Source organism: Escherichia sp. WS33, assembly GCF_046486385.1.
Lineage (GTDB): Bacteria > Pseudomonadota > Gammaproteobacteria > Enterobacterales > Enterobacteriaceae > ECMA0423.
In genome coordinates this window covers 56,472-82,928 of sequence record NZ_JBJQLJ010000020.1, presented here as the reverse complement: position 1 = coordinate 82,928, position 26,457 = coordinate 56,472, and the positions used below count along the sequence as shown (strand labels likewise).

Here is a 26,457-nt window from a genome sequence, read left to right as displayed (position 1 = left end):
AATCCGGTAGCGGCGTAAAAATCGCGGAAGGGATGAAAAAAACAGCGCCTGACGGCGCTGTGTCTGGCATGCCTGCAATCCGGGAAACCGGACCAGGAAAAAACTTGCAGGCCATAACAGTATCTACTTAGAACGATGACCTGATGCTGGTCAGCCAGGCGTAGCGCCAGTGAAAGTCCGGCTGCGCCGCTACCGATAATCAACACGTCACATGAATGTTCTGGGAGAGTATTCATTTTCTTTGTTTAATTTACTAAACACCGTTTGGTCAGCATAGCATCATGTTGTGCGAATAAACACCTGCTATTTTAATATTTGTTACAGTGGCTAAACACGCTGACGCAGGGCGGCGAGAAAAAGAGAAGTTACTGGCTGGTGGAGGATTAGGTGGTGAAATAAAAAGGCCGTTGGGTTACTCTTCAGGCAGTTAAATGGGCATTTCTACACAGATAATGCGATGTTCAGATTCTGTAGACTTATAATGATAGATAATGATCCGTCTACAGCATGACAAACAAAAACAGATGCGTTACGGAACTTTACAAAAACGAGACACTCTAACCCTTTGCTTGCTCAAATTGCAGCTAATGGAGTGGCGTTTCGATAGCGCGTGGAAATTTGGTTTGGGGAGACTTTACCTCGGATGAGCGAGCAGTTAACGGACCAGGTCCTGGTTGAACGGGTCCAGAAGGGAGATCAGAAAGCCTTTAACCTACTGGTAGTGCGCTATCAGCATAAAGTGGCGAGTCTGGTTTCCCGCTATGTGCCGTCGGGTGATGTTCCCGATGTGGTACAAGAAGCTTTTATTAAAGCCTATCGTGCGCTGGATTCGTTCCGGGGAGATAGCGCTTTTTATACATGGCTGTATCGGATTGCTGTAAATACAGCGAAAAATTACCTGGTTGCTCAGGGGCGTCGTCCACCTTCCAGTGATGTGGATGCCATTGAAGCTGAAAACTTCGAAAGTGGCGGCGCGTTGAAAGAAATTTCGAACCCTGAGAACTTAATGTTGTCAGAAGAACTGAGACAGATAGTTTTCCGAACTATTGAGTCCCTCCCGGAAGATTTGCGCATGGCAATAACCTTGCGGGAGCTGGATGGCCTGAGCTATGAAGAGATAGCCGCTATCATGGATTGTCCGGTAGGTACGGTGCGTTCACGTATCTTCCGAGCGAGGGAAGCTATTGATAACAAAGTTCAACCGCTTATCAGGCGTTGACGATAGCGGGATACTGGATAAGGGTATTAGGCATGCAGAAAGAACAACTTTCCGCTTTAATGGATGGCGAAACGCTGGATAGTGAGCTGCTTAACGAACTGGCTCATAACCCAGAAATGCAGAAAACCTGGGAAAGCTATCACTTAATCCGTGACTCAATGCGGGGTGATACTCCCGAGGTGCTCCATTTCGATATCTCTTCACGCGTGATGGCCGCCATTGAAGAAGAGCCAGTACGTCAACCGGCGACATTGATCCCGGAAGCCCAGCCTGCGCCGCATCAATGGCAGAAAATGCCATTCTGGCAGAAAGTACGTCCGTGGGCGGCACAGCTTACCCAAATGGGCGTAGCAGCATGCGTATCGCTTGCAGTTATCGTTGGCGTCCAGCACTATAATGGACAATCTGAAACGTCCCAGCAGCCCGAAACGCCGGTATTTAATACACTGCCGATGATGGGTAAAGCCAGCCCGGTAAGCCTGGGAGTACCTTCTGAAGCGACCGCAAACAATGGTCAACAGCAGCAGGTACAGGAGCAGCGTCGTCGCATTAATGCAATGTTGCAGGATTACGAACTGCAACGCCGACTCCACTCTGAACAGCTTCAGTTTGAGCAGGCGCAAACCCAGCAAGCCGCTGTACAGGTGCCAGGAATTCAAACTTTAGGAACGCAATCGCAGTAATGAAGCAACTTTGGTTTGCCATGTCATTAGTGACAGGTAGCCTGTTATTCTCTGCTAACGCCTCGGCCACTCCCGCGTCCGGGGCGTTATTACAGCAGATGAACCTGGCCAGTCAGTCACTGAATTACGAGCTGTCATTCATCAGCATCAATAAACAGGGTGTTGAGTCTCTGCGTTATCGACATGCACGCCTCGATAACCGCCCTCTTGCACAATTGTTGCAAATGGATGGCCCGCGCCGGGAAGTGGTACAGCGCGGCAATGAAATCAGCTATTTTGAACCGGGACTTGAACCGTTCACGCTTAATGGCGATTACATTGTTGATTCTCTGCCATCGCTTATCTATACCGATTTCAAACGCCTTTCTCCTTACTACGACTTTATCTCCGTCGGGCGCACGCGTATTGCTGATCGTCTTTGCGAAGTCATTCGCGTGGTTGCCCGAGATGGTACACGCTACAGCTACATCGTGTGGATGGACACCGAATCGAAATTACCGATGCGGGTTGATCTCCTTGATCGCGATGGTGAAACGCTGGAACAATTTCGCGTGATTGCTTTTAACGTCAATCAGGATATCAGCAGCAGTATGCAGACGCTGGCGAAGGCAAATTTGCCGCCGTTGCTTTCTGTTCCTGTAGGTGAAAAAGCTAAATTCAGCTGGACGCCAACCTGGTTGCCACAGGGTTTTAGCGAAGTTTCCAGTAGTCGACGTCCGCTACCGACGATGGACAACATGCCTATCGAATCACGTCTCTATTCCGACGGATTATTCAGCTTCTCGGTAAACGTTAACCGCGCTACGCCATCGAGCACCGATCAGATGTTGCGCACCGGACGCAGAACCGTCAGTACAAGCGTACGTGATAACGCCGAAATCACCATTGTCGGTGAACTGCCGCCGCAAACGGCGAAACGCATTGCCGAGAATATTAAGTTCGGGGCAGCGCAATGATCAAAGAGTGGGCTACCGTCGTCTCCTGGCAAAACGGGCAGGCGCTGGTCAGTTGTGATGTTAAAGCTTCATGCAGCAGCTGCGCTTCACGCGCCGGTTGCGGTAGCCGCGTGTTAAATAAACTTGGCCCGCAAACCACGCATACCATTGTCGTACCCTGTGATGAGCCGTTAGTGCCGGGGCAAAAAGTGGAATTGGGGATCGCCGAAGGCAGCCTGCTTAGCTCCGCATTACTGGTTTATATGTCGCCGCTGGTGGGATTATTCCTCATCGCTTCGCTATTTCAGCTACTCTTTGCTTCTGACGTCGCAGCATTATGTGGTGCGGTCCTCGGCGGTATTGGCGGGTTCCTGATTGCGCGCGGCTACTCGCGTAAGTTTGCTGCCCGGGCAGAATGGCAACCGATCATCTTAAGCGTGGCATTGCCGCCTGGCCTTGTGCGATTTGAAACATCTTCGGAAGACGCGAGCCAGTGATTTCACTGGCTTTGTTGCATTTTGCATAACAAATGCGAGGACGTTTCCAGATACCACAATCCATACGGTATGAACATTTCCTCGCCTCAATGTTGTAGTGTAGAATGCGGCGTTTCTATTAATACAGACGTTAAGCTCAGAACAGCGACTTCTAAAAGCCTGGTTAACCGGGCATTAAGGCACAATAATCATACTTTATGAAGAATATACGTAACTTTTCGATCATAGCTCACATTGACCACGGTAAATCGACGCTGTCTGACCGTATTATCCAGATCTGCGGTGGCCTGTCTGACCGTGAAATGGAGGCGCAGGTTCTCGATTCCATGGATCTTGAGCGTGAGCGTGGCATAACCATCAAAGCGCAAAGCGTGACGCTGGACTACAAAGCGTCTGACGGCGAAACCTATCAGCTGAACTTTATCGACACCCCGGGCCACGTTGACTTCTCCTATGAAGTTTCCCGTTCGCTGGCTGCCTGTGAAGGTGCATTGCTGGTGGTCGACGCCGGGCAGGGCGTAGAAGCGCAAACCCTGGCAAACTGCTACACCGCCATGGAAATGGATCTCGAAGTGGTGCCGGTACTGAACAAGATTGACCTGCCGGCAGCCGATCCTGAACGCGTGGCGGAAGAAATTGAAGATATCGTCGGCATCGACGCCACCGACGCGGTGCGCTGTTCAGCGAAAACCGGCGTTGGCGTGCAGGACGTTCTCGAACGTCTGGTGCGCGACATTCCGCCGCCGGAAGGCGATCCGGAAGGCCCGTTGCAGGCACTAATTATCGACTCATGGTTCGACAACTACCTGGGCGTTGTTTCACTTATCCGTATTAAAAACGGCACCCTGCGTAAGGGCGACAAAGTGAAAGTCATGAGTACCGGGCAGACCTATAACGCCGACCGTCTGGGCATCTTCACGCCGAAACAGGTTGACCGCACTGAACTGAAATGTGGCGAAGTAGGCTGGCTGGTATGTGCGATTAAAGATATCCACGGCGCTCCAGTCGGCGATACCTTAACGCTGGCGCGTAATCCGGCAGAAAAGGCGCTGCCTGGCTTTAAGAAAGTCAAACCGCAGGTATACGCCGGTCTGTTCCCGGTAAGTTCCGACGACTATGAAGCCTTCCGTGACGCGCTGGGTAAACTCAGCCTGAACGATGCTTCACTGTTCTATGAGCCGGAAAGCTCCAGCGCGCTGGGCTTTGGTTTCCGCTGCGGCTTCCTCGGCCTGCTGCACATGGAGATCATCCAGGAACGTCTGGAACGTGAATACGATCTGGATCTGATCACCACTGCGCCGACCGTAGTGTATGAAGTTGAAACCACGTCAAGAGAAGTTATTTACGTCGACAGTCCATCCAAGCTGCCAGCGGTAAATAACATCTACGAACTGCGCGAGCCGATTGCCGAATGTCACATGCTGCTGCCGCAGGCATATCTCGGCAACGTTATTACGCTGTGCGTAGAAAAACGCGGCGTGCAGACCAATATGGTTTACCACGGTAATCAGGTGGCGCTGACGTACGAGATCCCGATGGCGGAAGTGGTGCTCGACTTCTTCGATCGCCTGAAATCTACCTCGCGTGGTTATGCGTCTCTGGATTACAACTTCAAACGCTTCCAGGCGTCCGACATGGTACGTGTAGACGTATTAATCAACGGTGAACGTGTTGATGCGTTGGCGCTGATCACCCACCGTGATAATTCGCAAAACCGCGGTCGCGAGTTGGTGGAGAAGATGAAAGATCTGATCCCACGCCAGCAGTTTGATATCGCCATTCAGGCAGCGATTGGTACGCACATTATTGCGCGATCCACCGTGAAACAGCTGCGTAAAAACGTACTGGCTAAATGTTATGGCGGCGATATCAGCCGTAAGAAAAAGCTGCTGCAGAAGCAGAAAGAAGGTAAGAAACGCATGAAGCAGATCGGTAACGTCGAGCTGCCGCAGGAAGCGTTCCTCGCCATTCTGCACGTCGGCAAAGACAACAAATAACCCTTAGGAGTTGGCATGGCGAATATGTTTGCCCTGATTCTGGTGATTGCCACACTGGTGACGGGCATTTTATGGTGCGTGGATAAATTCTTTTTCGCACCTAAACGGCGGGAACGTCAGGCAGCGGCGCAGGCGGCTGCCGGTGACTCACTGGATAAAGCAACCCTGAAAAAGGTTGCGCCGAAGCCTGGCTGGCTGGAAACCGGTGCTTCTGTTTTTCCGGTGCTGGCTATCGTATTGATTGTGCGTTCGTTTATTTATGAACCGTTCCAGATCCCGTCAGGTTCGATGATGCCGACTCTGTTAATCGGTGATTTTATTCTGGTAGAAAAGTTTGCTTATGGCATTAAAGATCCTATCTACCAGAAAACGCTGATCGAAACCGGTCATCCGAAACGCGGAGATATCGTGGTCTTTAAATATCCGGAAGATCCAAAGCTTGATTACATCAAGCGCGCGGTGGGTTTACCGGGCGATAAAGTCACTTACGATCCGGTCTCGAAAGAGCTGACGATTCAACCGGGATGCAGTTCCGGCCAGGCGTGTGAAAACGCGCTGCCGGTCACCTACTCAAACGTGGAACCGAGCGATTTCGTTCAGACCTTCTCACGCCGTAATGGTGGGGAAGCGACCAGCGGATTCTTTGAAGTGCCGAAAAACGAAACCAAAGAAAATGGAATTCGTCTTTCCGAGCGTAAAGAGACACTGGGTGATGTGACGCACCGAATTCTGACAGTGCCGATTGCGCAGGATCAGGTGGGGATGTATTACCAGCAGCCAGGGCAACAACTGGCAACCTGGATTGTTCCTCCGGGACAATACTTCATGATGGGCGACAACCGCGACAACAGCGCGGACAGCCGTTATTGGGGGTTTGTGCCTGAAGCGAATCTGGTCGGTCGGGCAACGGCTATCTGGATGAGCTTCGATAAGCAAGAAGGCGAATGGCCGACTGGTGTGCGCTTAAGTCGCATTGGCGGCATCCATTAATAGCTCATCTTCGTTCACGTTGTCGCCGTTATGGCGACAACGTGAATTATTTATGAGATAAATCTCCCGTGGCTAACGACATCCCCCGTCGTTGTGTATAGAATATTCCCCCGAAGTTTAAGGTTGGCACCTCCAGGTTGCCACGGCACACGAAACAGCGTTGGTCCCCATATACCGGTAAACTGAAACTGCAGCGAAGCAGTTAGCAGAGCCATGTATATCAGGTCTGTTTCGTGTGCTGAATTGTTGACGCATTTATTTATTGGTATCGCATGAACCCCATCGTAATTAATCGGCTTCAACGGAAGCTGGGCTACACTTTTAATCATCAGGAACTGTTGCAGCAGGCATTAACTCATCGTAGTGCCAGCAGTAAACATAACGAGCGTTTAGAATTTTTAGGCGACTCTATTCTGAGCTACGTTATCGCCAATGCGCTTTATCACCGTTTCCCTCGTGTGGATGAAGGCGATATGAGCCGGATGCGCGCCACGCTGGTCCGTGGCAATACGCTGGCGGAACTGGCGCGCGAATTTGAGTTAGGCGAGTGCTTACGTTTAGGGCCAGGTGAACTTAAAAGCGGTGGATTTCGTCGTGAGTCAATTCTCGCCGACACCGTCGAAGCATTAATTGGTGGCGTATTCCTCGACAGTGATATTCAAACCGTCGAGAAATTAATCCTCAACTGGTATCAAACTCGTTTGGACGAAATTAGCCCAGGCGATAAACAAAAAGATCCGAAAACGCGCTTGCAAGAATATTTGCAGGGTCGCCATCTGCCGCTGCCGACTTATCTGGTAGTCCAGGTACGTGGCGAAGCGCACGATCAGGAATTTACTATCCACTGCCAGGTCAGCGGCCTGAGTGAACCGGTGGTTGGCACAGGTTCAAGCCGTCGTAAGGCTGAGCAGGCTGCCGCCGAACAGGCGTTGAAAAAACTGGAGCTGGAATGAGCATCGATAAAAGTTACTGCGGATTTATTGCCATCGTCGGACGTCCGAACGTTGGCAAATCCACATTGTTGAACAAACTGCTGGGGCAGAAGATCTCCATCACCTCCCGCAAAGCGCAAACAACTCGTCACCGCATTGTGGGGATCCATACTGAAGGCGCGTATCAGGCGATCTACGTTGATACCCCTGGCCTGCATATGGAAGAAAAACGCGCTATTAACCGCCTGATGAACAAAGCGGCGAGCAGCTCTATTGGCGACGTTGAGCTGGTGATTTTTGTCGTTGAAGGCACCCGCTGGACGCCGGACGACGAAATGGTGCTCAACAAACTGCGCGATGGCAAAGCGCCGGTGATCCTCGCGGTGAACAAAGTGGATAACGTGCAGGAAAAAGCCGATCTGCTGCCGCACTTACAGTTCCTGGCAAGTCAGATGAACTTCCTCGATATCGTGCCGATCTCTGCTGAAACCGGGCTGAATGTCGACACTATCGCAGCAATCGTGCGTAAGCACCTCCCTGAAGCGACCCATCACTTCCCGGAAGATTACATCACCGATCGCTCACAGCGTTTTATGGCGTCTGAAATCATCCGCGAAAAACTGATGCGTTTCCTCGGCGCTGAACTGCCGTACTCCGTGACCGTGGAGATCGAACGTTTCGTCTCTAACGAACGCGGTGGTTATGACATCAATGGTTTGATTCTCGTTGAGCGTGAAGGGCAGAAGAAGATGGTTATTGGCAACAAAGGGGCCAAGATCAAAACCATCGGGATTGAAGCGCGTAAAGACATGCAGGAAATGTTCGAAGCGCCTGTCCACCTTGAACTGTGGGTAAAAGTGAAATCCGGTTGGGCCGACGACGAACGCGCACTGCGCAGTCTCGGTTACGTTGACGATCTTTAAGAGTCACTCCGATGGAAGGCTGGCAGCGCGCATTTGTCCTGCATAGTCGCCCGTGGAGCGAAACCAGCCTGATGCTGGACGTCTTCACGGAGGAATCGGGTCGCGTGCGTCTGGTTGCCAAAGGCGCACGCTCTAAACGCTCTACTCTGAAAGGTGCATTACAGCCTTTCACCCCTCTCTTGCTACGTTTCGGCGGGCGTGGCGAAGTCAAAACGCTGCGCAGTGCTGAAGCTGTCTCGCTGGCGCTGCCATTAAGCGGTATCACGCTTTACAGCGGTCTGTACATCAACGAACTTCTCTCCCGCGTACTGGAATACGAGACGCGCTTCTCTGAACTCTTTTTCGATTACTTGCACTGCATTCAGTCTCTTGCAGGTGCCACTGGTACGCCAGAACCCGCGCTGCGCCGCTTTGAACTGGCACTGCTCGGGCATCTGGGCTATGGCGTCAATTTTACCCATTGTGCGGGTAGCGGCGAGCCGGTAGATGACACCATGACGTATCGTTATCGCGAAGAAAAAGGGTTTATCGCAAGCGTCGTTATCGACAATAAAACGTTCACCGGAAGGCAGTTAAAAGCGTTAAACGCGCGGGAATTTCCTGACGCAGACACACTACGCGCCGCGAAACGCTTTACCCGCATGGCGCTTAAGCCGTATCTTGGCGGTAAACCATTAAAGAGCAGGGAACTGTTCCGGCAGTTTATGCCTAAGCGAACGGTGAAAACACATTATGAATGATGAGGATTGTCATGGCTGAATTACTGTTAGGCGTCAACATTGACCATATTGCAACGCTGCGTAACGCACGCGGTACTGCTTACCCGGATCCGGTGCAGGCGGCGTTTATTGCTGAGCAGGCGGGAGCGGACGGCATTACCGTGCATTTACGTGAAGATCGCCGCCACATTACTGACCGTGATGTGCGCATCCTGCGTCAGACACTGGATACCCGCATGAATCTGGAGATGGCGGTGACCGAAGAGATGCTGGCGATCGCCGTTGAGACGAAGCCACATTTTTGCTGTCTGGTACCGGAAAAGCGTCAGGAAGTAACAACCGAAGGCGGCCTGGACGTCGCAGGGCAGCGTGACAAAATGCGCGATGCCTGCAAACGTCTGGCAGATGCCGGGATCCAGGTTTCTCTCTTTATCGACGCCGATGAAGAGCAGATCAAAGCTGCGGCAGAGGTTGGCGCACCGTTTATCGAGATCCACACCGGTTGCTATGCTGATGCCAAAACTGACGCCGAACAGGCGCAAGAGCTGGCGCGTATCGCCAAAGCCGCGACCTTTGCCGCTAGTCTCGGTCTGAAAGTTAACGCTGGTCACGGTCTGACCTATCACAACGTGAAAGCTATTGCCGCCATCCCTGAGATGCATGAACTGAATATCGGTCATGCCATTATTGGTCGTGCAGTGATGACCGGACTGAAAGATGCGGTGGCAGAAATGAAGCGTCTGATGCTGGAAGCGCGTGGCTAATGGCAATATTAGGTTTAGGCACGGATATCGTAGAGATCGCTCGCATAGAAGCAGTGATCGCCCGATCCGGTGAGCGCCTGGCACGCCGCGTATTAAGCGATAACGAATGGGCAATCTGGAAAACGCACCACCAGCCGGTGCGTTTTCTGGCGAAGCGTTTTGCTGTGAAAGAAGCCGCAGCAAAAGCGTTTGGCACCGGGATCCGCAATGGTCTGGCGTTTAATCAATTTGAAGTATTCAATGATGAGCTCGGCAAACCACGGCTACGGCTATGGGGTGAGGCATTAAAACTGGCGGAAAAGCTCGGCGTTGTAAATATGCATGTAACGCTGGCAGATGAACGCCACTATGCTTGTGCCACGGTAATTATTGAAAGTTAAAATAATACCGTTCTCTTTAAAAAGTAAAACCCCCGAACTGGTAAGGAACGGGGGTTTTACTTTTTAACTTTAATTTTGTGCAGCATGCACCCTCAACAACAGCGATTATGGATCAGTGTACTTATCTTTTACAAGCAACTTGCAATCTTTAGCATAAAAACTCGAGCCTTTACGAAGAAAGCAATATTGATGGAAAGATTAACGTGACCGCCAATTCGTAAGTACATTAAAATTGGCTTCGTTATTGAAGATTTTGCTGTGCTTTACACCATGCCACAGAATTCCCCCATTGAAACGAGTGGTGTCGTCAAAGCTCTGGTGTGGAGTGCAGCATGCACCCTCAATAACTCGCACGTTCAGTTTTGGGGAGATGTAAGGGCTAATCTGAACAGCTGCATTCCTTGTTTAAGGAAAAACGAATGACTGATTGCCGATACCTGATTAAACGGGTCATCAAAATCATCATTGCTGTTTTACAGCTGATCCTTCTGTTCTTATAACACAAGGAAACGTACTTAAGGTGCGTCCGGTGAGCCAATCGGACGCGCCTTTAATAACTATAAATAAGTGTCTTGGCAGATACTATATAAATTAACTTAGTGAATGATTATGCTAATGTCATCAATTAAATAAATATAATGGCGTTAAGGCTTCCCAGTAATATAATTAATACTCTACTTCCAGAGTAGAATATTAAATTTTATCCGCGTGGTGCATCAGCACAAATTTATCCCACAACTGTTCTTCTGTCTCGACATGCGCCGGATCTTTCACAATAGTATTGGGGATCGGGCACACCTTCTGGCAGGTTGGTGTCTCGTAGTGCCCTACGCATTCGGTACACTTATCGCTGTTAATCTCGTAGATATGATCTCCCATTGAAATCGCCTCATTCGGGCATTCGGGTTCACACATATCACAATTGATGCATTTTTTAGTGATTAACAACGCCATAAGGAAACTCTCAAAACAACACAAACCGGGCGGGCATTATACGCGCATTCTTTACTCAGACCAGTTTTTTCACCAGCGCTTCACTATGACGAATACGTTCTGGTGCCAGTTCCAGATCCTGCTGAATCAGCGCAATGAACAGCAAATCCGTTAACATTCCCTGAGCGTGACAAGCAGAGATTGAAGCACTGTTTGTCGCTTGTTCTTCGGCAATGGTATACAGGCAATGAGAAGCACGCTGTTGCAGGGCATTCGGAGTAAAGCCGGTAATCGCCAGCACTTTTCCGCCCACTCGCAGCATCTCATCTGCCGCCAGGTTTAACTCGCGTCGTACACCGGTGTAGGAAATGGCTAATAACAGATCGTCAGGGGACGACGCCTGTACTGTTGCGAGTAGCGCATGCATATCGCGCACTGCGGCAGCATTGAAGCCAATCTTCATCAGCTTCCAGGCAAAGTTTTGCGCCACCAGACCCGAAGCGCCAATACCGGTCAGAATTATCCGCCGCGCAGAGCGCAACATTGTTACGCATTCATGCAGTTTCTCTTCACTATTAACGTTTAGCGTTGCGTACATAGCGGCAGTATTTTCTTTAATCAGTTTTTCGCCGACCAGCCGTAACGGATCATCACCGCGGATTTGGTTATGAATGGGCACGGAGGGCGATTCCGGCTGGCTTGCCAGCGCTTCACTCAACGCCAACTTAAGCGCCGGAAAACCTTTATAGCCGAGTTTTTGCGCGAACTTCACGACGCTGGACTGACTGACTCCGGCTTCGTTGGCCAGTTGCTGAGAGCTTAAATGGCGCGCCGTATCAGGTTGTAGCAGCAGATAATCCGCCAGTTTTTTATCACTCTGGGCAAGCCCCTGGTAACGCTGACGGATACGAAGTAAGCCGTTCATATCTTTCCTCGCGATGAAATAGTGGCGACAACAGGCAATATGAGAGACACGCGAGTGAATTTTATATTCCATTGCCGCTAATTGCCATGAATTAAAAATTCCAGTTAGCCATGATGCGGTCGATTGTTGCCGGAAAAGTGATGATCTATCTGTTAGGCTATGTAGTAGCGAAAATTAATCAGGATGTTTCAGTCCAGAGGAGTATGGTTTGGCAACTCACGAGCGTCGTGTGGTGTTTTTTGACTTAGATGGAACATTGCATCAGCAGGATATGTTCGGCAGTTTTCTGCGCTATTTACTGCGTCGCCAACCGCTGAATGCGTTACTTGTCCTGCCGTTGTTACCGATTATAGCCATTGCGTTATTGATAAAAGGTCGTGCGGCACGCTGGCCGATGAGTCTGCTTCTGTGGGGGTGCACTTTTGGTCACAGCGAAGCACGTTTACAGACGTTGCAGGCCGATTTCGTGCGCTGGTTTCGCGACAATGTTACCGCCTTTCCGCTGGTTCAGGAGCGATTAACCACCTACCTGTTAAGTTCCGATGCTGATATCTGGTTGATTACCGGCTCTCCGCAGCCGCTGGTTGAAGCGGTTTATTTCGATACGCCCTGGCTGCCGCGGGTTAATCTTATCGCCAGCCAAATTCAGCGTGGCTATGGTGGTTGGGTATTGACGATGCGTTGTCTGGGACATGAAAAGGTCGCACAACTGGAGCGCAAAATCGGCACTCCGCTGCGGCTGTACAGTGGCTATAGCGACAGTAATCAGGACAATCCGCTGCTTTATTTCTGTCAGCATCGTTGGCGAGTAACCCCGCGCGGTGAACTCCAGCAACTGGAATAGAGTAAAGCATAGCGTCCGTGTATAATGCGCCGCGCTTTTATAACCGGAGTTTTCTTTTTGTCTGAAGTCGAATTTAGCCACGAATACTGGATGTGTCACGCGCTGACGCTGGCGAAACGTGCCTGGGATGAGCGGGAAGTGCCGGTCGGCGCGGTATTAGTGCATAACAATCGGGTAATCGGCGAAGGCTGGAACCGCCCGATTGGTCGCCATGATCCCACCGCACATGCAGAAATCATGGCCCTGCGGCAGGGTGGTCTGGTGATGCAAAATTATCGTCTGATCGACGCCACGTTGTATGTCACGCTTGAACCATGTGTAATGTGTGCCGGAGCGATGATCCACAGTCGCATTGGTCGCGTGGTCTTTGGTGCGCGTGACGCGAAAACTGGCGCTGCGGGATCTTTAATGGATGTGCTGCATCATCCGGGTATGAATCACCGAGTGGAAATTACGGAAGGAATACTGGCGGATGAGTGCGCGGCGTTGCTCAGTGACTTCTTTCGCATGCGCCGCCAGGAAATTAAAGCGCAGAAAAAAGCGCAATCCTCGACGGATTAATTTTGTTTCTCTTCACTCCCTTTCCTGGAAAACAGCAGAGAGGGAGAATGGGTCAAATAGTTTGATGACGACTGGGAAAGAAACGAGAGAAAAGGAAATTTCTCTTTGCCCAACTCCGTAGGCGATACCGCCGGATAATCCTGCGCCAGTTGCATCGCCGCTTCTGTAGCCTGCTTCTCTTTCTCTTGCAGATAACCCACCAGGCTAATCTGATACTTACGAATATTTTCGACATAAGCGTAGGCTTCATGTCCACGAGCGTAGCCGTAAGTCAGCTTGCTGTAATAGGGTTTCTGGCTAAGTAAAGGCAGACGCTGTTTTACGTCAGCCCAACTGTCAGGATTCCCTTTGGTTTTTGCCGTCAGGGCGCGGGCATCCAGCATATGCGCATAGCCCATATTGTACGCAGCGAGGGCAAACCAGATCCGCTCGTTCTCCGGCACACTTTCCGGCACTTTACTCATCATATCCTGCAAATAACGCACGCCACCGCTGATGCTCTGTTCGGCATCGGTACGATCCGTAATGCCGAGGCTTTGCGCGGTATTTTTGGTTAACATCATCATGCCGCGCACACCCGTCGGTGAAGTGGCCTGTGCATCCCAGTGCGATTCCTGATAAGCAATAGCGGCCAGCAAACGCCAGTCAATTTCTTCGGCGTATTTCTCAAACAGGGGCTTTAACTGCGGCAGTACCGCATCGACGGCGCGTAAAAATGTGCGCGTATCGACGTAATCAAAATCATCGCCATGCCCCAGGTATTTCTCTTCAATGCGTGCCAGCGTACCGTCTTCATTCATTTCGTTGAAGAAGTCGAGCAGGGCGGCGGAAAGGGTATTATCGCCATCTAACGGGCTAAACCAAGTCACCGGTTGTTCATCGGTGATATCGAGCGCTACGGCGAGCTCCGGGTGAACGCGCTGAAACAGGCTGATGGCGACAGAATCAGCAATGGTGTAATCGAGTTTTCCTTCGATGACATCTTCCATTAATTCCGCAGAGCCTTTTTTGTCGTCTACCTTCCAGCTTAATTCCGGGAATTTTGTGTCTTTCAGGGTTTGGAGATCGTTAACCACCACGTGACCCGGTGCAACGGTGAGTTGCTCCGCCGTCAGGTTGCCCAGTGTGCGCGGGCGATACTGACCCACTTTATAAACCAGTTGTTGTGACACGGAATAATAGGTAGGGCCAGGCTGATAATTTTTTACCCGCTCACTGTTATAGACCAGTCCTGCCGCCAGCAGGTCGGCGTTACCATTATCGAGGTCGTCAAACAGCTGGCTGATATTCTGCCGCACGGTCACTTTCAGTTTTACACCGAGGTAATCGGCAAACTGTTTCGCCAGTTCGTAATCCAGGCCAAAAGGTTTCCCGTTGATTTCGTTATAAGTCAGGGGAGTATGAATGGTGCTCACACGCAACTCTCCCCGCGCTTGAATGGCGGCGATACGGTTGTCGGCTTTACCAAACCAGGGAATGGATGGCCAGAGAGCGACCGCGAGCAGCAGTGCCAGAATGCCGATGAACAGATAATTAATCTTTAATTTTTTCAATTAGTTAATTCTCTGTGTCGTGCGCGTCCCAGCTTGAAAAAACGTAATAATAGTGAAAGGTTTACTCATAAATGAGCGGCATTTTGCGTAAACCTGCGCCAGATGGCAACTTATTACAGCCATTGGCGGCACGCGTTGCTAATTCACGATGGTGATTTTATTTCCACGCAAACGGTTTCGTCAGCGCATCAGATTCTTTATAATGACGCCCGTTTCCCCCCCTTGGGTACACCGAAAGCTTAGAAGACGAGAGACTTATGATGGAAATTCTGCGTGGTTCGCCTGCACTGTCGGCATTCCGAATCAACAAACTGCTGGCACGTTTTCAGGCTGCCAGGCTCCCGGTTCACAATATTTACGCCGAGTATGTCCATTTTGCTGACCTCAATGCGCCGTTAAACGATGATGAGCACGCACAACTTGAACGCCTGCTGAAATATGGCCCGGCACTCGCCAGCCACGCCCCGCAAGGCAAACTCCTGCTGGTGACCCCGCGTCCTGGCACCATCTCTCCCTGGTCTTCGAAAGCGACCGATATTGCCCATAACTGCGGGCTACAACAGGTAAACCGCCTTGAGCGCGGCGTTGCTTACTATATAGAAGCCGGTACGCTGACCAATGAACAATGGCAGCAGGTTACCGCTGAACTGCACGACCGCATGATGGAAACGGTCTTTTTTGCTTTAGATGATGCAGAGCAGCTGTTTGCACACCATCAACCGACTCCGGTCACCAGCGTTGATTTGCTGGGGCAGGGCCGTCAGGCGCTAATCGACGCTAACCTGCGTCTTGGCCTGGCACTGGCGGAAGATGAAATTGACTATCTGCAGGATGCTTTCACAAAGCTTGGTCGTAACCCGAACGACATCGAGCTGTATATGTTCGCCCAGGCGAACTCCGAGCACTGCCGCCACAAGATTTTTAACGCCGATTGGGTTATCGACGGTGAGCAACAGCCGAAATCGCTGTTTAAGATGATCAAAAACACCTTCGAAACCACGCCAGATTACGTTCTCTCTGCTTATAAAGATAACGCCGCCGTAATGGAAGGTTCTGAAGTGGGCCGCTACTTTGCTGACCACGAAACGGGCCGCTACGATTTCCATCAGGAACCGGCGCATATTCTGATGAAAGTCGAAACTCACAACCACCCGACGGCGATTTCTCCGTGGCCGGGCGCGGCGACCGGTTCCGGCGGTGAAATCCGCGATGAAGGTGCCACCGGGCGCGGCGCGAAGCCGAAAGCGGGTTTGGTTGGTTTCTCCGTTTCCAACCTGCGAATTCCTGGCTTCGAACAGCCGTGGGAAGAAGATTTCGGTAAGCCTGAGCGTATTGTCACCGCGCTGGACATCATGACCGAAGGCCCGCTGGGCGGCGCGGCGTTTAACAACGAATTTGGTCGTCCGGCACTGAATGGCTACTTCCGTACTTATGAAGAAAAAGTGAACAGCCACAACGGCGAAGAGCTGCGCGGTTATCACAAACCGATCATGCTGGCGGGCGGGATCGGCAACATTCGCGCCGATCACGTACAAAAAGGCGAGATCAACGTCGGTGCGAAGCTGGTCGTTCTCGGCGGCCCGGCAATGAACATCGGTCTTGGCGGCGGAGCGGCGTCTTCCATGGCGTCAGGTCAGTCTGATGCCGACCTCGACTTTGCTTCCGTACAGCGCGACAACCCGGAGATGGAGCGTCGTTGCCAGGAAGTGATCGACCGTTGCTGGCAGCTTGGTGATGCTAACCCAATTCTGTTTATCCACGACGTCGGTGCGGGCGGTCTTTCTAACGCGATGCCGGAGCTGGTGAGCGACGGCGGACGCGGCGGTAAATTTGAACTGCGCGATATTCTAAGCGACGAACCGGGCATGAGCCCGCTGGAAATCTGGTGTAACGAATCCCAGGAACGCTACGTGCTGGCGGTTGCAGCCGATCAATTACCGCTGTTTGACGAACTGTGTAAGCGTGAGCGCGCACCCTACGCGGTGATTGGTGAAGCGACCGAAGAACTGCATCTTTCTCTGCACGATCGTCATTTTGATAATCAGCCGATCGATCTGCCGCTGGACGTCCTGCTTGGTAAAACGCCGAAGATGACCCGCGATGTACAAACGCTGAAAGCGAAGGGCGATGCGCTGGTCCGTGAAGGGATCACCATTGCAGACGCGGTGAAACGCGTACTGCATCTGCCGACCGTGGCGGAGAAAACTTTCCTGGTGACCATCGGTGACCGCAGCGTAACTGGCATGGTAGCGCGCGATCAGATGGTGGGTCCGTGGCAGGTGCCGGTCGCTAACTGCGCGGTCACTACCGCCAGCCTCGACAGCTACTACGGTGAAGCGATGGCGATTGGCGAGCGTGCGCCGGTTGCGCTGCTGGATTTCGCCGCCTCTGCCCGTCTGGCGGTCGGTGAAGCGTTAACCAATATTGCCGCAACACAGATTGGCGATATCAAACGCATTAAACTTTCCGCCAACTGGATGGCGGCGGCAGGCCACCCTGGTGAAGATGCGGGCCTGTATGAAGCCGTTAAAGCCGTGGGCGAAGAGCTTTGTCCGGCGCTGGGCCTGACGATCCCGGTGGGTAAAGACTCTATGTCGATGAAAACCCGCTGGCAGGAAGGTAACGAAGAGCGCGAAATGACGTCGCCGCTGTCGCTGGTGATTTCTGCATTTGCCCGCGTGGAAGATGTACGTCACACCATCACGCCGCAGCTTTCTACCGAAGATAACGCACTGCTGCTGATTGATTTGGGCAAAGGCAATAACGCGCTGGGCGCAACGGCGCTGGCGCAGGTTTATCGTCAGCTTGGCGACAAACCGGCAGATGTACGCGATGTCGCGCAACTGAAAGGCTTCTATGACGCGATTCAGGCGCTGGTTGCACAGCGTAAGCTGCTCGCATACCACGACCGCTCTGATGGCGGCCTGCTGGTAACGCTGGCGGAAATGGCCTTTGCTGGTCATTGCGGCATTAACGCGGATATTGCCTCTCTGGGCGACGATCGCCTGGCGGCGTTGTTTAACGAAGAACTGGGTGCGGTGATTCAGGTTCGTGCCGCTGACCGTGAAGCGGTCGAGTCCGTACTGGCACAGCATGGGCTTGCTGATTGTGTCCATTATGTAGGGCAGGCGGTTTCCGGTGACCGTTTTGTGATTACCGCCAACGGGCAGACTGTATTCAGCGAAAGCCGCACCACGTTGCGTGTCTGGTGGGCAGAAACTACCTGGCAGATGCAGCGCCTGCGTGACAACCCGGAGTGTGCTGACCAGGAGCACCAGGCGAAATCAAACGACGCCGATCCGGGCCTGAATGTGAAACTGTCGTTCGATATCAACGAAGATGTGGCAGCACCGTATATTGCCACTGGCGCACGTCCGAAAGTTGCTGTGCTGCGTGAGCAGGGCGTGAACTCGCATGTTGAAATGGCGGCAGCTTTCCACCGTGCAGGCTTCGATGCAATCGATGTGCATATGAGTGACCTGCTGACTGGACGCACGGGCCTGGAAGATTTCCACGCCCTGGTCGCGTGCGGTGGTTTCTCCTACGGTGATGTGCTGGGTGCCGGTGAAGGTTGGGCGAAGTCAATCCTGTTCAATGACCGTGTACGCGATGAGTTTGCAACCTTCTTCCACCGTCCGCAAACGCTGGCGCTGGGGGTATGTAACGGTTGCCAGATGATGTCTAACCTGCGCGAACTGATCCCAGGTAGTGAGTTGTGGCCACGTTTTGTGCGCAATACCTCCGATCGCTTTGAAGCGCGTTTCAGCCTGGTTGAAGTGACCCAAAGCCCGTCGCTGCTGTTGCAGGGGATGGTGGGCTCGCAAATGCCGATTGCTGTCTCTCATGGTGAAGGGCGCGTGGAAGTGCGTGATGCGGCGCATCTGGCGGCACTGGAAAGCAAAGGGCTGGTGGCACTGCGCTATGTCGATAACTTCGGCAAAGTCACTGAAACCTACCCGGCTAACCCGAACGGTTCACCGAACGGTATTACGTCGATTACGACTGAAAGTGGTCGAGTCACCATTATGATGCCGCACCCGGAACGTGTTTTCCGTACTGTCAGCAACTCCTGGCATCCGGAAAACTGGGGCGAGGATGGCCCATGGATGCGCATTTTCCGCAATGCGCGTAAGCAGTTGGGGTAAGTCATCAGTTCATTGGTTTTGCAGCCCGGATGCGGCATTTACGCCGCATCCGGCATTAAGCACCAACCACTATCATAAGCTCCCAACTCCGGGAGCTTTTTTGTGTCTGTAAATCACGACAATGGGTGGTTTACCGTGTCGCTTTCTGGCGACACTTAACTCATTGATTTTAATATTATCTAATAAGTTTATCTTAAGTTGTCTCTTTTTAGCGACACAGTGGCTGATTTACATTCAAATAACGGAGAAGCCATAAACCCCTCAAAGCGACGTATAATCAGTACGTTACCAAACTATTTTCTTTATTGGCACAGTTACTGCATAATAGTAAGCAGTGGCTCATTCACCGACTTATGTCAGCCCCTTCGGGACGTGCTACATAAAATTCGAATGACGCACAACAAGGTGCCTGCCGTCCAACTTCTGATATCAGCGTAGCTATATCAACCATCGGGCGAAACGTCGAGTTAGGCACCGCCTTATTCCATAACAAAGCCGGGTAATTCCCGGCTTTGTTGTATCTGAACTTCCCCTCGGTTAGCATCAGGCTATTCGCGTCTGACGAGAGTAACACCTTGAAACGCTGGCCTGTTTTTCCCCGCTCATTACGACAACTGGTAATGCTGGCATTTTTGCTAATTCTACTACCCCTGTTGGTGCTGGCATGGCAAGCCTGGCAAAGCCTGAATGCGCTTAGCGATCAGGCGGCGCTGGTTAACCGCACTACGCTTATTGATGCCCGGCGTAGTGAAGCGATGACCAACGCGGCGCTGGAGATGGAGCGTAGCTACCGTCAGTATTGCGTGCTGGACGATCCTACGCTTGCGAAGGTTTATCAAAGCCAGCGCAAGCGTTACAGCGAAATGCTCGATGCCCACGCAGGCGTACTGCCAGACGATAAACTTTACCAGGCATTGCGTCAGGATTTGAACAATCTGGCCCAACTTCAGTGTAACAACAGTGGTCCCGATGCTGCCGCCGCCGCGCGTCTTGAAGCCTTTGCCAGTGCCAATACCGAAATGGTGCAGGCCACGCGCACAGTGGTGTTCTCTCGTGGGCAGCAACTTCAGCGTGAAATCGCCGAACGTGGGCAATATTTTGGTTGGCAATCGCTGGTGCTATTTCTGGTGAGTCTGGTGATGGTGCTACTTTTCACGCGGATGATTATCGGGCCGGTGAAAAATATCGAGCGCATGATCAACCGTCTGGGGGAAGGGCGTTCTCTGGGCAATAGCGTTTCGTTCAGTGGACCGAGCGAGTTACGCTCGGTTGGGCAACGTATTCTTTGGTTAAGTGAGCGCCTGTCATGGCTGGAATCCCAACGCCATCAATTTTTAAGACATTTATCTCATGAATTAAAAACGCCACTGGCGAGTATGCGCGAGGGCACTGAATTACTGGCTGACCAGGTTGTCGGGCCGCTTACGCCAGAGCAAAAAGAGGTGGTGAGCATTCTTGATAGCAGCAGCCGCAATTTGCAAAAACTGATCGAACAACTGCTTGATTACAACCGTAAACAGGCGGACAGTGCGGTGGAACTGGAGAATGTTGAATTAGCACCGCTGGTGGAGACAGTGGTTTCTGCTCATAGCCTGCCCGCACGGGCTAAAATGATGCATACCGACGTCGATCTCAAAGCAACAGCTTGCCTGGCGGAGCCAATGCTGCTGATGAGCGTACTGGATAATCTTTACTCCAATGCGGTGCACTACGGGGCTGAATCCGGTAACATTTGCCTTCGCAGCAGCTTACATGGTGCACGGGTTTATATTGATGTCATCAATACAGGCACACCCATTCCGCAAGAGGAACGCGCCATGATCTTCGAACCCTTTTTTCAAGGAAGCCACCAGCGAAAAGGGGCGGTGAAGGGCAGCGGTCTGGGATTAAGCATTGCCAGGGATTGTATTCGCCGTATGCAAGGGGAACTGTATCTGGTCGACGAGAGCGGGCAAGACGTTTGTTTCCGCATTGAATTGCCGTCGTCGAAAAACACGAAATAATGCTAACAGCCTATCCCATCAGGCTATTTTATTTGCCAGTTCGGCCCCGGGCAGTGCTCGAAATCCTCACGTACGACGTGTACGCTCCGGTTTCTCCGCGCTGTCCATGTCCAAACTGCCTGCAATAATTACGCCCACTGGGATAGGCATTAAGTCTGGTGAATATGCGACACATTTTTCAACGATTATTGCCCCGACGGCTGTGGCTGGCAGGGCTGCCATGTCTGGCATTGCTGGGTTGCGTGCAGAGTCACAATAAGCCAGCCATTGATACGCCAGCAGAAGAAAAAATTCCGGTTTATCAACTGGCTGACTATCTTTCTACTGAATGTAGCGACATCTGGGCGCTGCAAGGTAAATCAACCGAAACCAATCCGCTTTACTGGCTGCGGGCGATGGATTGTGCTGATCGTTTAATGCCTGCGCAGTCACGTCAGCAAGCTCGCCAATATGACGACGGCAGCTGGCAAAATACCTTTAAACAAGGGATTTTGCTCGCCGACGCCAAAATTACGCCGTATGAGCGCCGCCAGCTGGTCGCGCGCATTGATGCGCTAAGTACCGAGATCCCGGCACAGGTTCGCCCTCTGTATCAACTCTGGCGCGACGGTCAGGCGCTGCAACTGCAACTGGCGGAAGAGCGCCAACGCTACGGCAAGCTCCAGCAGGCCAGCGACAGCGAGCTGGATACATTGCGCCAGCAACATCACGTTCTACAGCAGCAACTGGAACTCACCACCCGCAAGCTGGAAAACCTGACTGATATTGAACGCCAGCTCTCGACCCGCAAACCGGCTGGAAATTTCTCGCCGGATACGCCGCACGAGGGTGAAAAGCCCGCGCCATCCACCCATGAGGTCACTCCTGATGAGCCATAAACCTGCGCATTTATTATTGGTCGATGACGATCCGGGATTGCTGAAACTGCTTGGCCTGCGCCTGACCAGCGAAGGCTACAGTGTGGTCACGGCGGAAAGTGGCGCTGAAGGATTACGGGTACTGAATCGCGAAAAAGTAGATTTAGTTATCAGCGACCTGCGGATGGATGAAATGGACGGTATGCAGCTGTTTGCTGAAATCCAGAAAGTGCAGCCGGGAATGCCGGTAATTATTCTTACTGCGCATGGTTCTATCCCCGATGCCGTTGCTGCAACACAGCAGGGCGTTTTTAGTTTCCTCACCAAGCCTGTCGACAAAGACGCGCTATATCAGGCAATTGACGATGCGCTGGAGCAATCCGCGCCAGCCACCGATGAACGCTGGCGCGAGGCAATTGTCACCCGCAGCCCGCTGATGCTGCGTTTGCTGGAACAGGCGCGGCTGGTGGCGCAATCAGACGTCAGCGTGTTGATTAATGGCCAGAGCGGCACCGGGAAAGAGATTTTCGCCCAGGCTATCCACAACGCCAGCCCGCGTAACAGCAAACCATTTATTGCTATTAACTGTGGCGCATTGCCCGAGCAGTTGCTGGAGTCGGAGCTGTTTGGTCATGCGCGTGGCGCGTTTACTGGCGCTGTCAGCAATCGCGAAGGTTTATTCCAGGCGGCGGAAGGCGGTACGCTATTTCTCGATGAGATTGGCGATATGCCCGCACCATTGCAGGTCAAACTGCTGCGCGTGTTGCAGGAGCGTAAAGTGCGCCCGCTGGGCAGCAACCGCGATATTGATATCGACGTGCGGATTATTTCCGCCACTCACCGCGACCTGCCAAAAGCGATGGCGCGCGGGGAATTCCGTGAAGATCTCTATTACCGCCTCAACGTTGTCAGCCTGAAAATTCCGGCTCTGGCAGAGCGCACAGAAGACATTCCGCTTCTGGCAAATCACCTGTTGCGCCAGGCGGCAGAGCGACATAAACCGTTTGTCCGCGCGTTCTCCACTGATGCGATGAAACGCCTGATGACCGCTAGCTGGCCGGGTAATGTGCGCCAGTTGGTCAACGTGATTGAACAGTGCGTGGCGCTGACCTCATCTCCGGTTATTAGCGATGCATTAGTAGAGCAGGCGCTGGAGGGTGAAAACACGGCGCTGCCAACCTTTGTTGAGGCACGTAATCAGTTTGAACTCAACTATTTGCGTAAGCTGCTGCAAATTACCAAAGGCAACGTCACCCACGCGGCGAGAATGGCGGGGCGCAACCGGACAGAATTTTATAAACTGCTTTCCCGACACGAGCTGGATGCAAACGATTTCAAGGAATGAATTGGCGTTATGTGTTACGTTTAGCAGATCAAAAGACAGGCGACCTTTTCAAGGAATAGCATGAAAAAGATTGATGCGATTATAAAACCCTTCAAGCTGGACGATGTCCGCGAAGCACTGGCCGAAGTCGGTATTACCGGCATGACGGTGACCGAAGTGAAAGGCTTTGGTCGCCAGAAAGGCCATACCGAGCTGTACCGCGGCGCGGAGTATATGGTGGATTTTCTGCCGAAAGTGAAAATTGAGATTGTCGTACCGGACGACATTGTCGATACCTGTGTCGATACCATTATTCGCACGGCGCAAACCGGCAAAATCGGTGACGGTAAAATCTTCGTCTTTGACGTGGCACGGGTCATTCGCATCCGTACCGGTGAAGAGGACGACGCGGCAATTTAAACCGCGTCAAGGGTTGCCGGATGTTTCCATCCGGCAACATCAAATTACAGCACCTTATGCGGGCCAAAGCATTCGTAATGAATGTTTTCCTGCTTCACGCCCAGATCCACTAACTGTTTCGCGGTAAACTGCATGAAGCCAACCGGGCCGCAGAGATAGAACTGCATTGTCGGATCGCTGAACGCACCTTCCAGTTTGCTCAAATCCATCAGACCTTCGCTATCAAACTGACCTTTAGCGCGATCGGCTTCGCTCGGCTGACGATACCAGGTGTGCGCGGTAAAGCGCGGCAGTGACTGCCCCAGTTCCTTAACTTCATCGGCAAAGGCGTGAACATCGCCATTTTCTGCCGCATGGAACCAGTTCACTTGTGCTGTGTGGCCTGCTTTTGCCAGCGTGTCGAGCATTGCCAGCATTGGCGTTTGACCAACACCGGCAGAGATTAACGTCACTGGTGTGTCATCTGCGACAGCCATAAAGAAATCACCTGCCGGAGCAACCAGTTTCACGACATCGCCAACATTGGCGTGATTGTGCAACCAGTTGGATACCTGCCCACCCTCTTCGCGTTTCACCGCAATACGATAGCCTTTGCCATCCGGTTTGCGAGTCAAAGAGTACTGACGAATTTCCTGATGCGGGAAACCTTCCGGCTTCAGCCAGACGCCGAGATATTGCCCCGGACGGTATTCTGCCACTGCGCCACCGTCGACCGGCTCCAGTTCGAAGCTGGTGATAAGCGCGCTGCGCGGTGTTTTAGCCACAATGCGGAAATCGCGAGTACCTTCCCAACCACCGGCTTTGCTGGCGTTTTCGTTATAGATTTCCGCCTCGCGATTGATAAATACATTAGCCAGTACACCATAGGCTTTACCCCACGCGTCCAGCACTTCCTGCCCCGGGCTGAACATTTCGTCCAGCGTTGCCAACAGGTGTTCACCGACGATGTTGTACTGTTCCGGTTTGATCTGGAAGCTGGTGTGCTTCTGCGCGATTTTTTCTACCGCTGGCAGCAGCGCAGGCAGGTTTTCAATATTACTGGCGTAGGCGGCAATAGCGTTAAACAGTGCTTCACGTTGATCGCCATTACGCTGGTTACTCATGTTAAAAATTTCTTTGAGTTCTGGGTTATGAGTAAACATACGGTCGTAGAAATGGGCGGTTAACTTTGGCCCCGTTTCCACCAGTAAAGGGATGGTGGCTTTTACTGTAGCGATGGTTTGAGCGTCAAGCATATGGTCTTCCTTTTTTTGCATCTTAATTGATGTATCTCAAATGCATCTTATAAAAAATAGCCCTGCAATGTAAATGGTTCTTTGGTGTTTTTCAGAAAGAATGTGATGAAGTGAAAAATTTGCATCACAAACCTGAAAAGAAATCCGTTTCCGGTTGCAAGCTCTTTATTCTCCAAAGCCTTGCGTAGCCTGAAGGTAATCGTTTGCGTAAATTCCTTTGTCAAGACCTGTTATCGCACAATGATTCGGTTATACTGTTCGCCGTTGTCCAACAGGACCGCCTATAAAGGCCAAAAATTTTATTGTTAGCTGAGTCAGGAGATGCGGATGTTAAAGCGTGAAATGAACATTGCCGATTATGATGCCGAACTGTGGCAGGCTATGGAGCAGGAAAAAGTACGTCAGGAAGAGCACATCGAACTGATCGCCTCCGAAAACTACACCAGCCCGCGCGTAATGCAGGCGCAGGGTTCTCAGCTGACCAACAAATATGCTGAAGGTTATCCGGGCAAACGCTACTACGGCGGTTGCGAGTATGTTGATATCGTTGAACAACTGGCGATCGATCGTGCGAAAGAACTGTTCGGCGCTGACTACGCTAACGTCCAGCCGCACTCCGGCTCCCAGGCTAACTTTGCGGTCTACACCGCGCTGCTGGAACCAGGTGATACCGTTCTGGGTATGAACCTGGCGCATGGCGGTCACCTGACTCACGGTTCTCCGGTTAACTTCTCCGGTAAACTGTACAACATCGTTCCTTACGGTATCGATGCTACCGGTCATATCGACTACGCCGATCTGGAAAAACAAGCCAAAGAACACAAGCCGAAAATGATTATCGGTGGTTTCTCTGCATATTCCGGCGTGGTTGACTGGGCGAAAATGCGTGAAATCGCTGACAGCATCGGTGCTTACCTGTTCGTTGATATGGCGCACGTTGCGGGCCTGGTTGCTGCTGGCGTCTACCCGAACCCGGTTCCTCATGCTCACGTTGTTACTACCACCACTCACAAAACCCTGGCGGGTCCGCGCGGCGGCCTGATCCTGGCGAAAGGTGGTAGCGAAGAGCTGTACAAAAAACTGAACTCTGCCGTTTTCCCTGGTGGTCAGGGCGGTCCGTTGATGCACGTAATCGCCGGTAAAGCGGTTGCTCTGAAAGAAGCGATGGAGCCTGAGTTCAAAACTTACCAGCAGCAGGTCGCTAAAAACGCTAAAGCGATGGTAGAAGTGTTCCTGGAACGCGGCTACAAAGTGGTTTCCGGCGGCACTGATAACCACCTGTTCCTGGTTGATCTGGTTGATAAAAACCTGACCGGTAAAGAAGCAGACGCCGCTCTGGGCCGTGCTAACATCACCGTCAACAAAAACAGCGTACCGAACGATCCGAAGAGCCCGTTTGTGACCTCCGGTATTCGCGTGGGTACTCCGGCAATTACGCGTCGCGGCTTCAAAGAAGCAGAAGCGAAAGAACTGGCTGGCTGGATGTGTGACGTGCTGGACAGCATCAATGATGAAGCCGTTATCGAGCGCATCAAAGGTAAAGTTCTCGACATCTGCGCACGTTACCCGGTTTACGCATAAGCGAAACGGTTAATCTGTTGAAAAAAGGCTTCCTTCG

Annotated in this window: 26 protein-coding genes; 21 read left to right on the top strand and 5 right to left on the bottom strand. The window is 52.0% G+C overall.

The annotated features are described in order from the left end of the window. A partial coding sequence (locus ACJHXA_RS16650) for an FAD-binding protein (protein ID WP_231202668.1) occupies window positions 1-236 on the bottom strand: 236 nt, incomplete at its 3' end. A gap of 255 nt (window positions 237-491) precedes the next feature. Between ACJHXA_RS16650 and rseD the strand changes: the two genes are divergently transcribed. From rseD to shoB, 13 genes are all read left to right on the top strand, one after another. Beyond that, window positions 492-647: a rpoE leader peptide RseD gene (gene rseD, locus ACJHXA_RS16645; RefSeq protein ID WP_001303621.1), complete on the top strand. Its 156-nt coding sequence runs from the start codon at window positions 492-494 to the stop codon at window positions 645-647. Further along, a complete protein-coding gene (rpoE, locus tag ACJHXA_RS16640) occupies window positions 644-1,219 on the top strand; it encodes an RNA polymerase sigma factor RpoE (RefSeq protein ID WP_001295364.1) in 576 nt (191 codons plus the stop codon). Before rseD ends, rpoE begins: the two co-directional genes overlap by 4 nt. Window positions 1,220-1,251: 32 nt before the next feature. Further along, window positions 1,252-1,902: an anti-sigma-E factor RseA gene (gene rseA, locus ACJHXA_RS16635; protein ID WP_001168459.1), complete on the top strand. Its 651-nt coding sequence runs from the start codon at window positions 1,252-1,254 to the stop codon at window positions 1,900-1,902. Further along, window positions 1,902-2,858 carry a sigma-E factor regulatory protein RseB gene (gene rseB / locus ACJHXA_RS16630; RefSeq protein WP_000812053.1) on the top strand — a complete coding sequence of 319 codons (957 nt, stop codon included), beginning with the start codon at window positions 1,902-1,904 and terminating at the stop codon, window positions 2,856-2,858. The genes rseA and rseB overlap by 1 nt, the downstream gene beginning before the upstream one ends. After that, window positions 2,855-3,334 carry a SoxR-reducing system protein RseC gene (rseC, locus tag ACJHXA_RS16625; protein ID WP_000589070.1) on the top strand — a complete coding sequence of 160 codons (480 nt, stop codon included), beginning with the start codon at window positions 2,855-2,857 and terminating at the stop codon, window positions 3,332-3,334. The genes rseB and rseC overlap by 4 nt, the downstream gene beginning before the upstream one ends. A gap of 197 nt (window positions 3,335-3,531) precedes the next feature. Further along, window positions 3,532-5,331 (top strand): translation elongation factor 4, encoded by a 1,800-nt coding sequence (gene lepA / locus ACJHXA_RS16620; protein ID WP_000790168.1) that lies wholly within the window; start codon window positions 3,532-3,534, stop codon window positions 5,329-5,331. 15 nt (window positions 5,332-5,346) lie between these two features. Then, window positions 5,347-6,321: a signal peptidase I gene (lepB, locus tag ACJHXA_RS16615; RefSeq protein WP_000002542.1), complete on the top strand. Its 975-nt coding sequence runs from the start codon at window positions 5,347-5,349 to the stop codon at window positions 6,319-6,321. A 272-nt stretch (window positions 6,322-6,593) separates the two neighbouring features. After that, complete coding sequence (gene rnc / locus ACJHXA_RS16610; protein ID WP_001068343.1) at window positions 6,594-7,274, top strand: ribonuclease III; 681 nt, start codon at window positions 6,594-6,596, stop codon at window positions 7,272-7,274. Further along, window positions 7,271-8,176, top strand: a complete 906-nt coding sequence (gene era / locus ACJHXA_RS16605; RefSeq protein ID WP_000020737.1) for a GTPase Era — start codon at window positions 7,271-7,273, stop codon at window positions 8,174-8,176. The genes rnc and era overlap by 4 nt, the downstream gene beginning before the upstream one ends. Before the next feature lie 11 nt (window positions 8,177-8,187). Then, window positions 8,188-8,916, top strand: coding sequence for a DNA repair protein RecO (gene recO / locus ACJHXA_RS16600; protein WP_000399393.1), 729 nt, complete (start codon window positions 8,188-8,190; stop codon window positions 8,914-8,916). Between the two features lie 11 nt (window positions 8,917-8,927). Then, on the top strand, window positions 8,928-9,659 hold the full coding sequence (gene pdxJ, locus ACJHXA_RS16595; RefSeq protein ID WP_001297412.1) for a pyridoxine 5'-phosphate synthase: 732 nt from the start codon (window positions 8,928-8,930) through the stop codon (window positions 9,657-9,659). After that, window positions 9,659-10,039: a holo-ACP synthase gene (acpS, locus tag ACJHXA_RS16590; protein WP_000986029.1), complete on the top strand. Its 381-nt coding sequence runs from the start codon at window positions 9,659-9,661 to the stop codon at window positions 10,037-10,039. Before pdxJ ends, acpS begins: the two co-directional genes overlap by 1 nt. Before the next feature lie 419 nt (window positions 10,040-10,458). After that, window positions 10,459-10,539 carry a type I toxin-antitoxin system toxin ShoB gene (gene shoB, locus ACJHXA_RS16585; RefSeq protein WP_000128776.1) on the top strand — a complete coding sequence of 27 codons (81 nt, stop codon included), beginning with the start codon at window positions 10,459-10,461 and terminating at the stop codon, window positions 10,537-10,539. Between the two features lie 193 nt (window positions 10,540-10,732). Here the strand turns inward: shoB and yfhL are convergent, their stop codons facing one another. Together yfhL and ACJHXA_RS16575 are read right to left on the bottom strand one after the other, a co-directional pair. Continuing rightward, complete coding sequence (gene yfhL / locus ACJHXA_RS16580) at window positions 10,733-10,993, bottom strand: 4Fe-4S dicluster ferredoxin YfhL (RefSeq protein ID WP_001196283.1); 261 nt, start codon at window positions 10,991-10,993, stop codon at window positions 10,733-10,735. A 55-nt stretch (window positions 10,994-11,048) separates the two neighbouring features. After that, complete coding sequence (locus tag ACJHXA_RS16575; RefSeq protein ID WP_001013779.1) at window positions 11,049-11,897, bottom strand: MurR/RpiR family transcriptional regulator; 849 nt, start codon at window positions 11,895-11,897, stop codon at window positions 11,049-11,051. Window positions 11,898-12,105: 208 nt separating this feature from the next. On the opposite strand from ACJHXA_RS16575, the gene yfhb reads away from it, so the two are divergent. Both yfhb and tadA read left to right on the top strand, forming a co-directional pair. Beyond that, a complete protein-coding gene (gene yfhb / locus ACJHXA_RS16570) occupies window positions 12,106-12,741 on the top strand; it encodes a phosphatidylglycerophosphatase C (protein WP_000190655.1) in 636 nt (211 codons plus the stop codon). Window positions 12,742-12,798: 57 nt separating this feature from the next. Next, window positions 12,799-13,302, top strand: coding sequence for a tRNA adenosine(34) deaminase TadA (gene tadA / locus ACJHXA_RS16565; protein WP_213081079.1), 504 nt, complete (start codon window positions 12,799-12,801; stop codon window positions 13,300-13,302). Here the strand turns inward: tadA and mltF are convergent. After that, window positions 13,299-14,855 (bottom strand): membrane-bound lytic murein transglycosylase MltF, encoded by a 1,557-nt coding sequence (gene mltF, locus ACJHXA_RS16560; protein WP_000734193.1) that lies wholly within the window; start codon window positions 14,853-14,855, stop codon window positions 13,299-13,301. The two genes, tadA and mltF, sit on opposite strands and share 4 nt — an antisense overlap. A gap of 257 nt (window positions 14,856-15,112) precedes the next feature. Between mltF and purL the strand changes: the two genes are divergently transcribed. From purL to glnB, 5 genes are all read left to right on the top strand, one after another. Further along, window positions 15,113-19,000, top strand: coding sequence for a phosphoribosylformylglycinamidine synthase (purL, locus tag ACJHXA_RS16555; protein WP_000970122.1), 3,888 nt, complete (start codon window positions 15,113-15,115; stop codon window positions 18,998-19,000). A 575-nt stretch (window positions 19,001-19,575) separates the two neighbouring features. Further along, a complete protein-coding gene (gene qseE / locus ACJHXA_RS16550; protein WP_001297612.1) occupies window positions 19,576-21,003 on the top strand; it encodes a two component system sensor histidine kinase QseE/GlrK in 1,428 nt (475 codons plus the stop codon). A 164-nt stretch (window positions 21,004-21,167) separates the two neighbouring features. Beyond that, on the top strand, window positions 21,168-21,881 hold the full coding sequence (qseG, locus tag ACJHXA_RS16545) for a two-component system QseEF-associated lipoprotein QseG (protein ID WP_001215888.1): 714 nt from the start codon (window positions 21,168-21,170) through the stop codon (window positions 21,879-21,881). Continuing rightward, a complete protein-coding gene (gene glrR, locus ACJHXA_RS16540; RefSeq protein ID WP_001298983.1) occupies window positions 21,871-23,205 on the top strand; it encodes a two-component system response regulator GlrR in 1,335 nt (444 codons plus the stop codon). Before qseG ends, glrR begins: the two co-directional genes overlap by 11 nt. A gap of 60 nt (window positions 23,206-23,265) precedes the next feature. Then, a complete protein-coding gene (gene glnB / locus ACJHXA_RS16535) occupies window positions 23,266-23,604 on the top strand; it encodes a nitrogen regulatory protein P-II (protein ID WP_000717694.1) in 339 nt (112 codons plus the stop codon). 44 nt (window positions 23,605-23,648) lie between these two features. Here the strand turns inward: glnB and hmpA are convergent, their stop codons facing one another. Continuing rightward, window positions 23,649-24,839 (bottom strand): NO-inducible flavohemoprotein, encoded by a 1,191-nt coding sequence (gene hmpA / locus ACJHXA_RS16530; RefSeq protein ID WP_000883122.1) that lies wholly within the window; start codon window positions 24,837-24,839, stop codon window positions 23,649-23,651. A 327-nt stretch (window positions 24,840-25,166) separates the two neighbouring features. Here hmpA and glyA point away from each other — a divergent pair, with 327 nt between their 5' ends. Beyond that, the gene (gene glyA, locus ACJHXA_RS16525; RefSeq protein WP_000919159.1) at window positions 25,167-26,420 is read left to right on the top strand and encodes a serine hydroxymethyltransferase; all 1,254 of its coding nucleotides are present in this window, start codon (window positions 25,167-25,169) and stop codon (window positions 26,418-26,420) included. Window positions 26,421-26,457: the final 37 nt, after the last annotated feature.

Excerpts from the sequence above, each read along its gene's own strand:
- qseG (WP_001215888.1), top strand. The coding sequence starts at position 21,168 with ATGCGACACATTTTTCAACGATTATTGCCCCGACGGCTGTGGCTGGCA.
- hmpA (WP_000883122.1), bottom strand. The coding sequence starts at position 24,839 with ATGCTTGACGCTCAAACCATCGCTACAGTAAAAGCCACCATCCCTTTA.
- rpoE (WP_001295364.1), top strand. The coding sequence starts at position 644 with ATGAGCGAGCAGTTAACGGACCAGGTCCTGGTTGAACGGGTCCAGAAG.
- glnB (WP_000717694.1), top strand. The coding sequence starts at position 23,266 with ATGAAAAAGATTGATGCGATTATAAAACCCTTCAAGCTGGACGATGTC.
- glyA (WP_000919159.1), top strand. The coding sequence starts at position 25,167 with ATGTTAAAGCGTGAAATGAACATTGCCGATTATGATGCCGAACTGTGG.
- recO (WP_000399393.1), top strand. The coding sequence starts at position 8,188 with ATGGAAGGCTGGCAGCGCGCATTTGTCCTGCATAGTCGCCCGTGGAGC.
- era (WP_000020737.1), top strand. The coding sequence starts at position 7,271 with ATGAGCATCGATAAAAGTTACTGCGGATTTATTGCCATCGTCGGACGT.
- ACJHXA_RS16575 (WP_001013779.1), bottom strand. The coding sequence starts at position 11,897 with ATGAACGGCTTACTTCGTATCCGTCAGCGTTACCAGGGGCTTGCCCAG.
- rseD (WP_001303621.1), top strand. The coding sequence starts at position 492 with ATGATCCGTCTACAGCATGACAAACAAAAACAGATGCGTTACGGAACT.
- glrR (WP_001298983.1), top strand. The coding sequence starts at position 21,871 with ATGAGCCATAAACCTGCGCATTTATTATTGGTCGATGACGATCCGGGA.
- pdxJ (WP_001297412.1), top strand. The coding sequence starts at position 8,928 with ATGGCTGAATTACTGTTAGGCGTCAACATTGACCATATTGCAACGCTG.
- rseA (WP_001168459.1), top strand. The coding sequence starts at position 1,252 with ATGCAGAAAGAACAACTTTCCGCTTTAATGGATGGCGAAACGCTGGAT.
- acpS (WP_000986029.1), top strand. The coding sequence starts at position 9,659 with ATGGCAATATTAGGTTTAGGCACGGATATCGTAGAGATCGCTCGCATA.
- lepB (WP_000002542.1), top strand. The coding sequence starts at position 5,347 with ATGGCGAATATGTTTGCCCTGATTCTGGTGATTGCCACACTGGTGACG.
- rnc (WP_001068343.1), top strand. The coding sequence starts at position 6,594 with ATGAACCCCATCGTAATTAATCGGCTTCAACGGAAGCTGGGCTACACT.
- yfhL (WP_001196283.1), bottom strand. The coding sequence starts at position 10,993 with ATGGCGTTGTTAATCACTAAAAAATGCATCAATTGTGATATGTGTGAA.
- rseB (WP_000812053.1), top strand. The coding sequence starts at position 1,902 with ATGAAGCAACTTTGGTTTGCCATGTCATTAGTGACAGGTAGCCTGTTA.
- rseC (WP_000589070.1), top strand. The coding sequence starts at position 2,855 with ATGATCAAAGAGTGGGCTACCGTCGTCTCCTGGCAAAACGGGCAGGCG.
- purL (WP_000970122.1), top strand. The coding sequence starts at position 15,113 with ATGATGGAAATTCTGCGTGGTTCGCCTGCACTGTCGGCATTCCGAATC.
- lepA (WP_000790168.1), top strand. The coding sequence starts at position 3,532 with ATGAAGAATATACGTAACTTTTCGATCATAGCTCACATTGACCACGGT.
- shoB (WP_000128776.1), top strand. The coding sequence starts at position 10,459 with ATGACTGATTGCCGATACCTGATTAAACGGGTCATCAAAATCATCATT.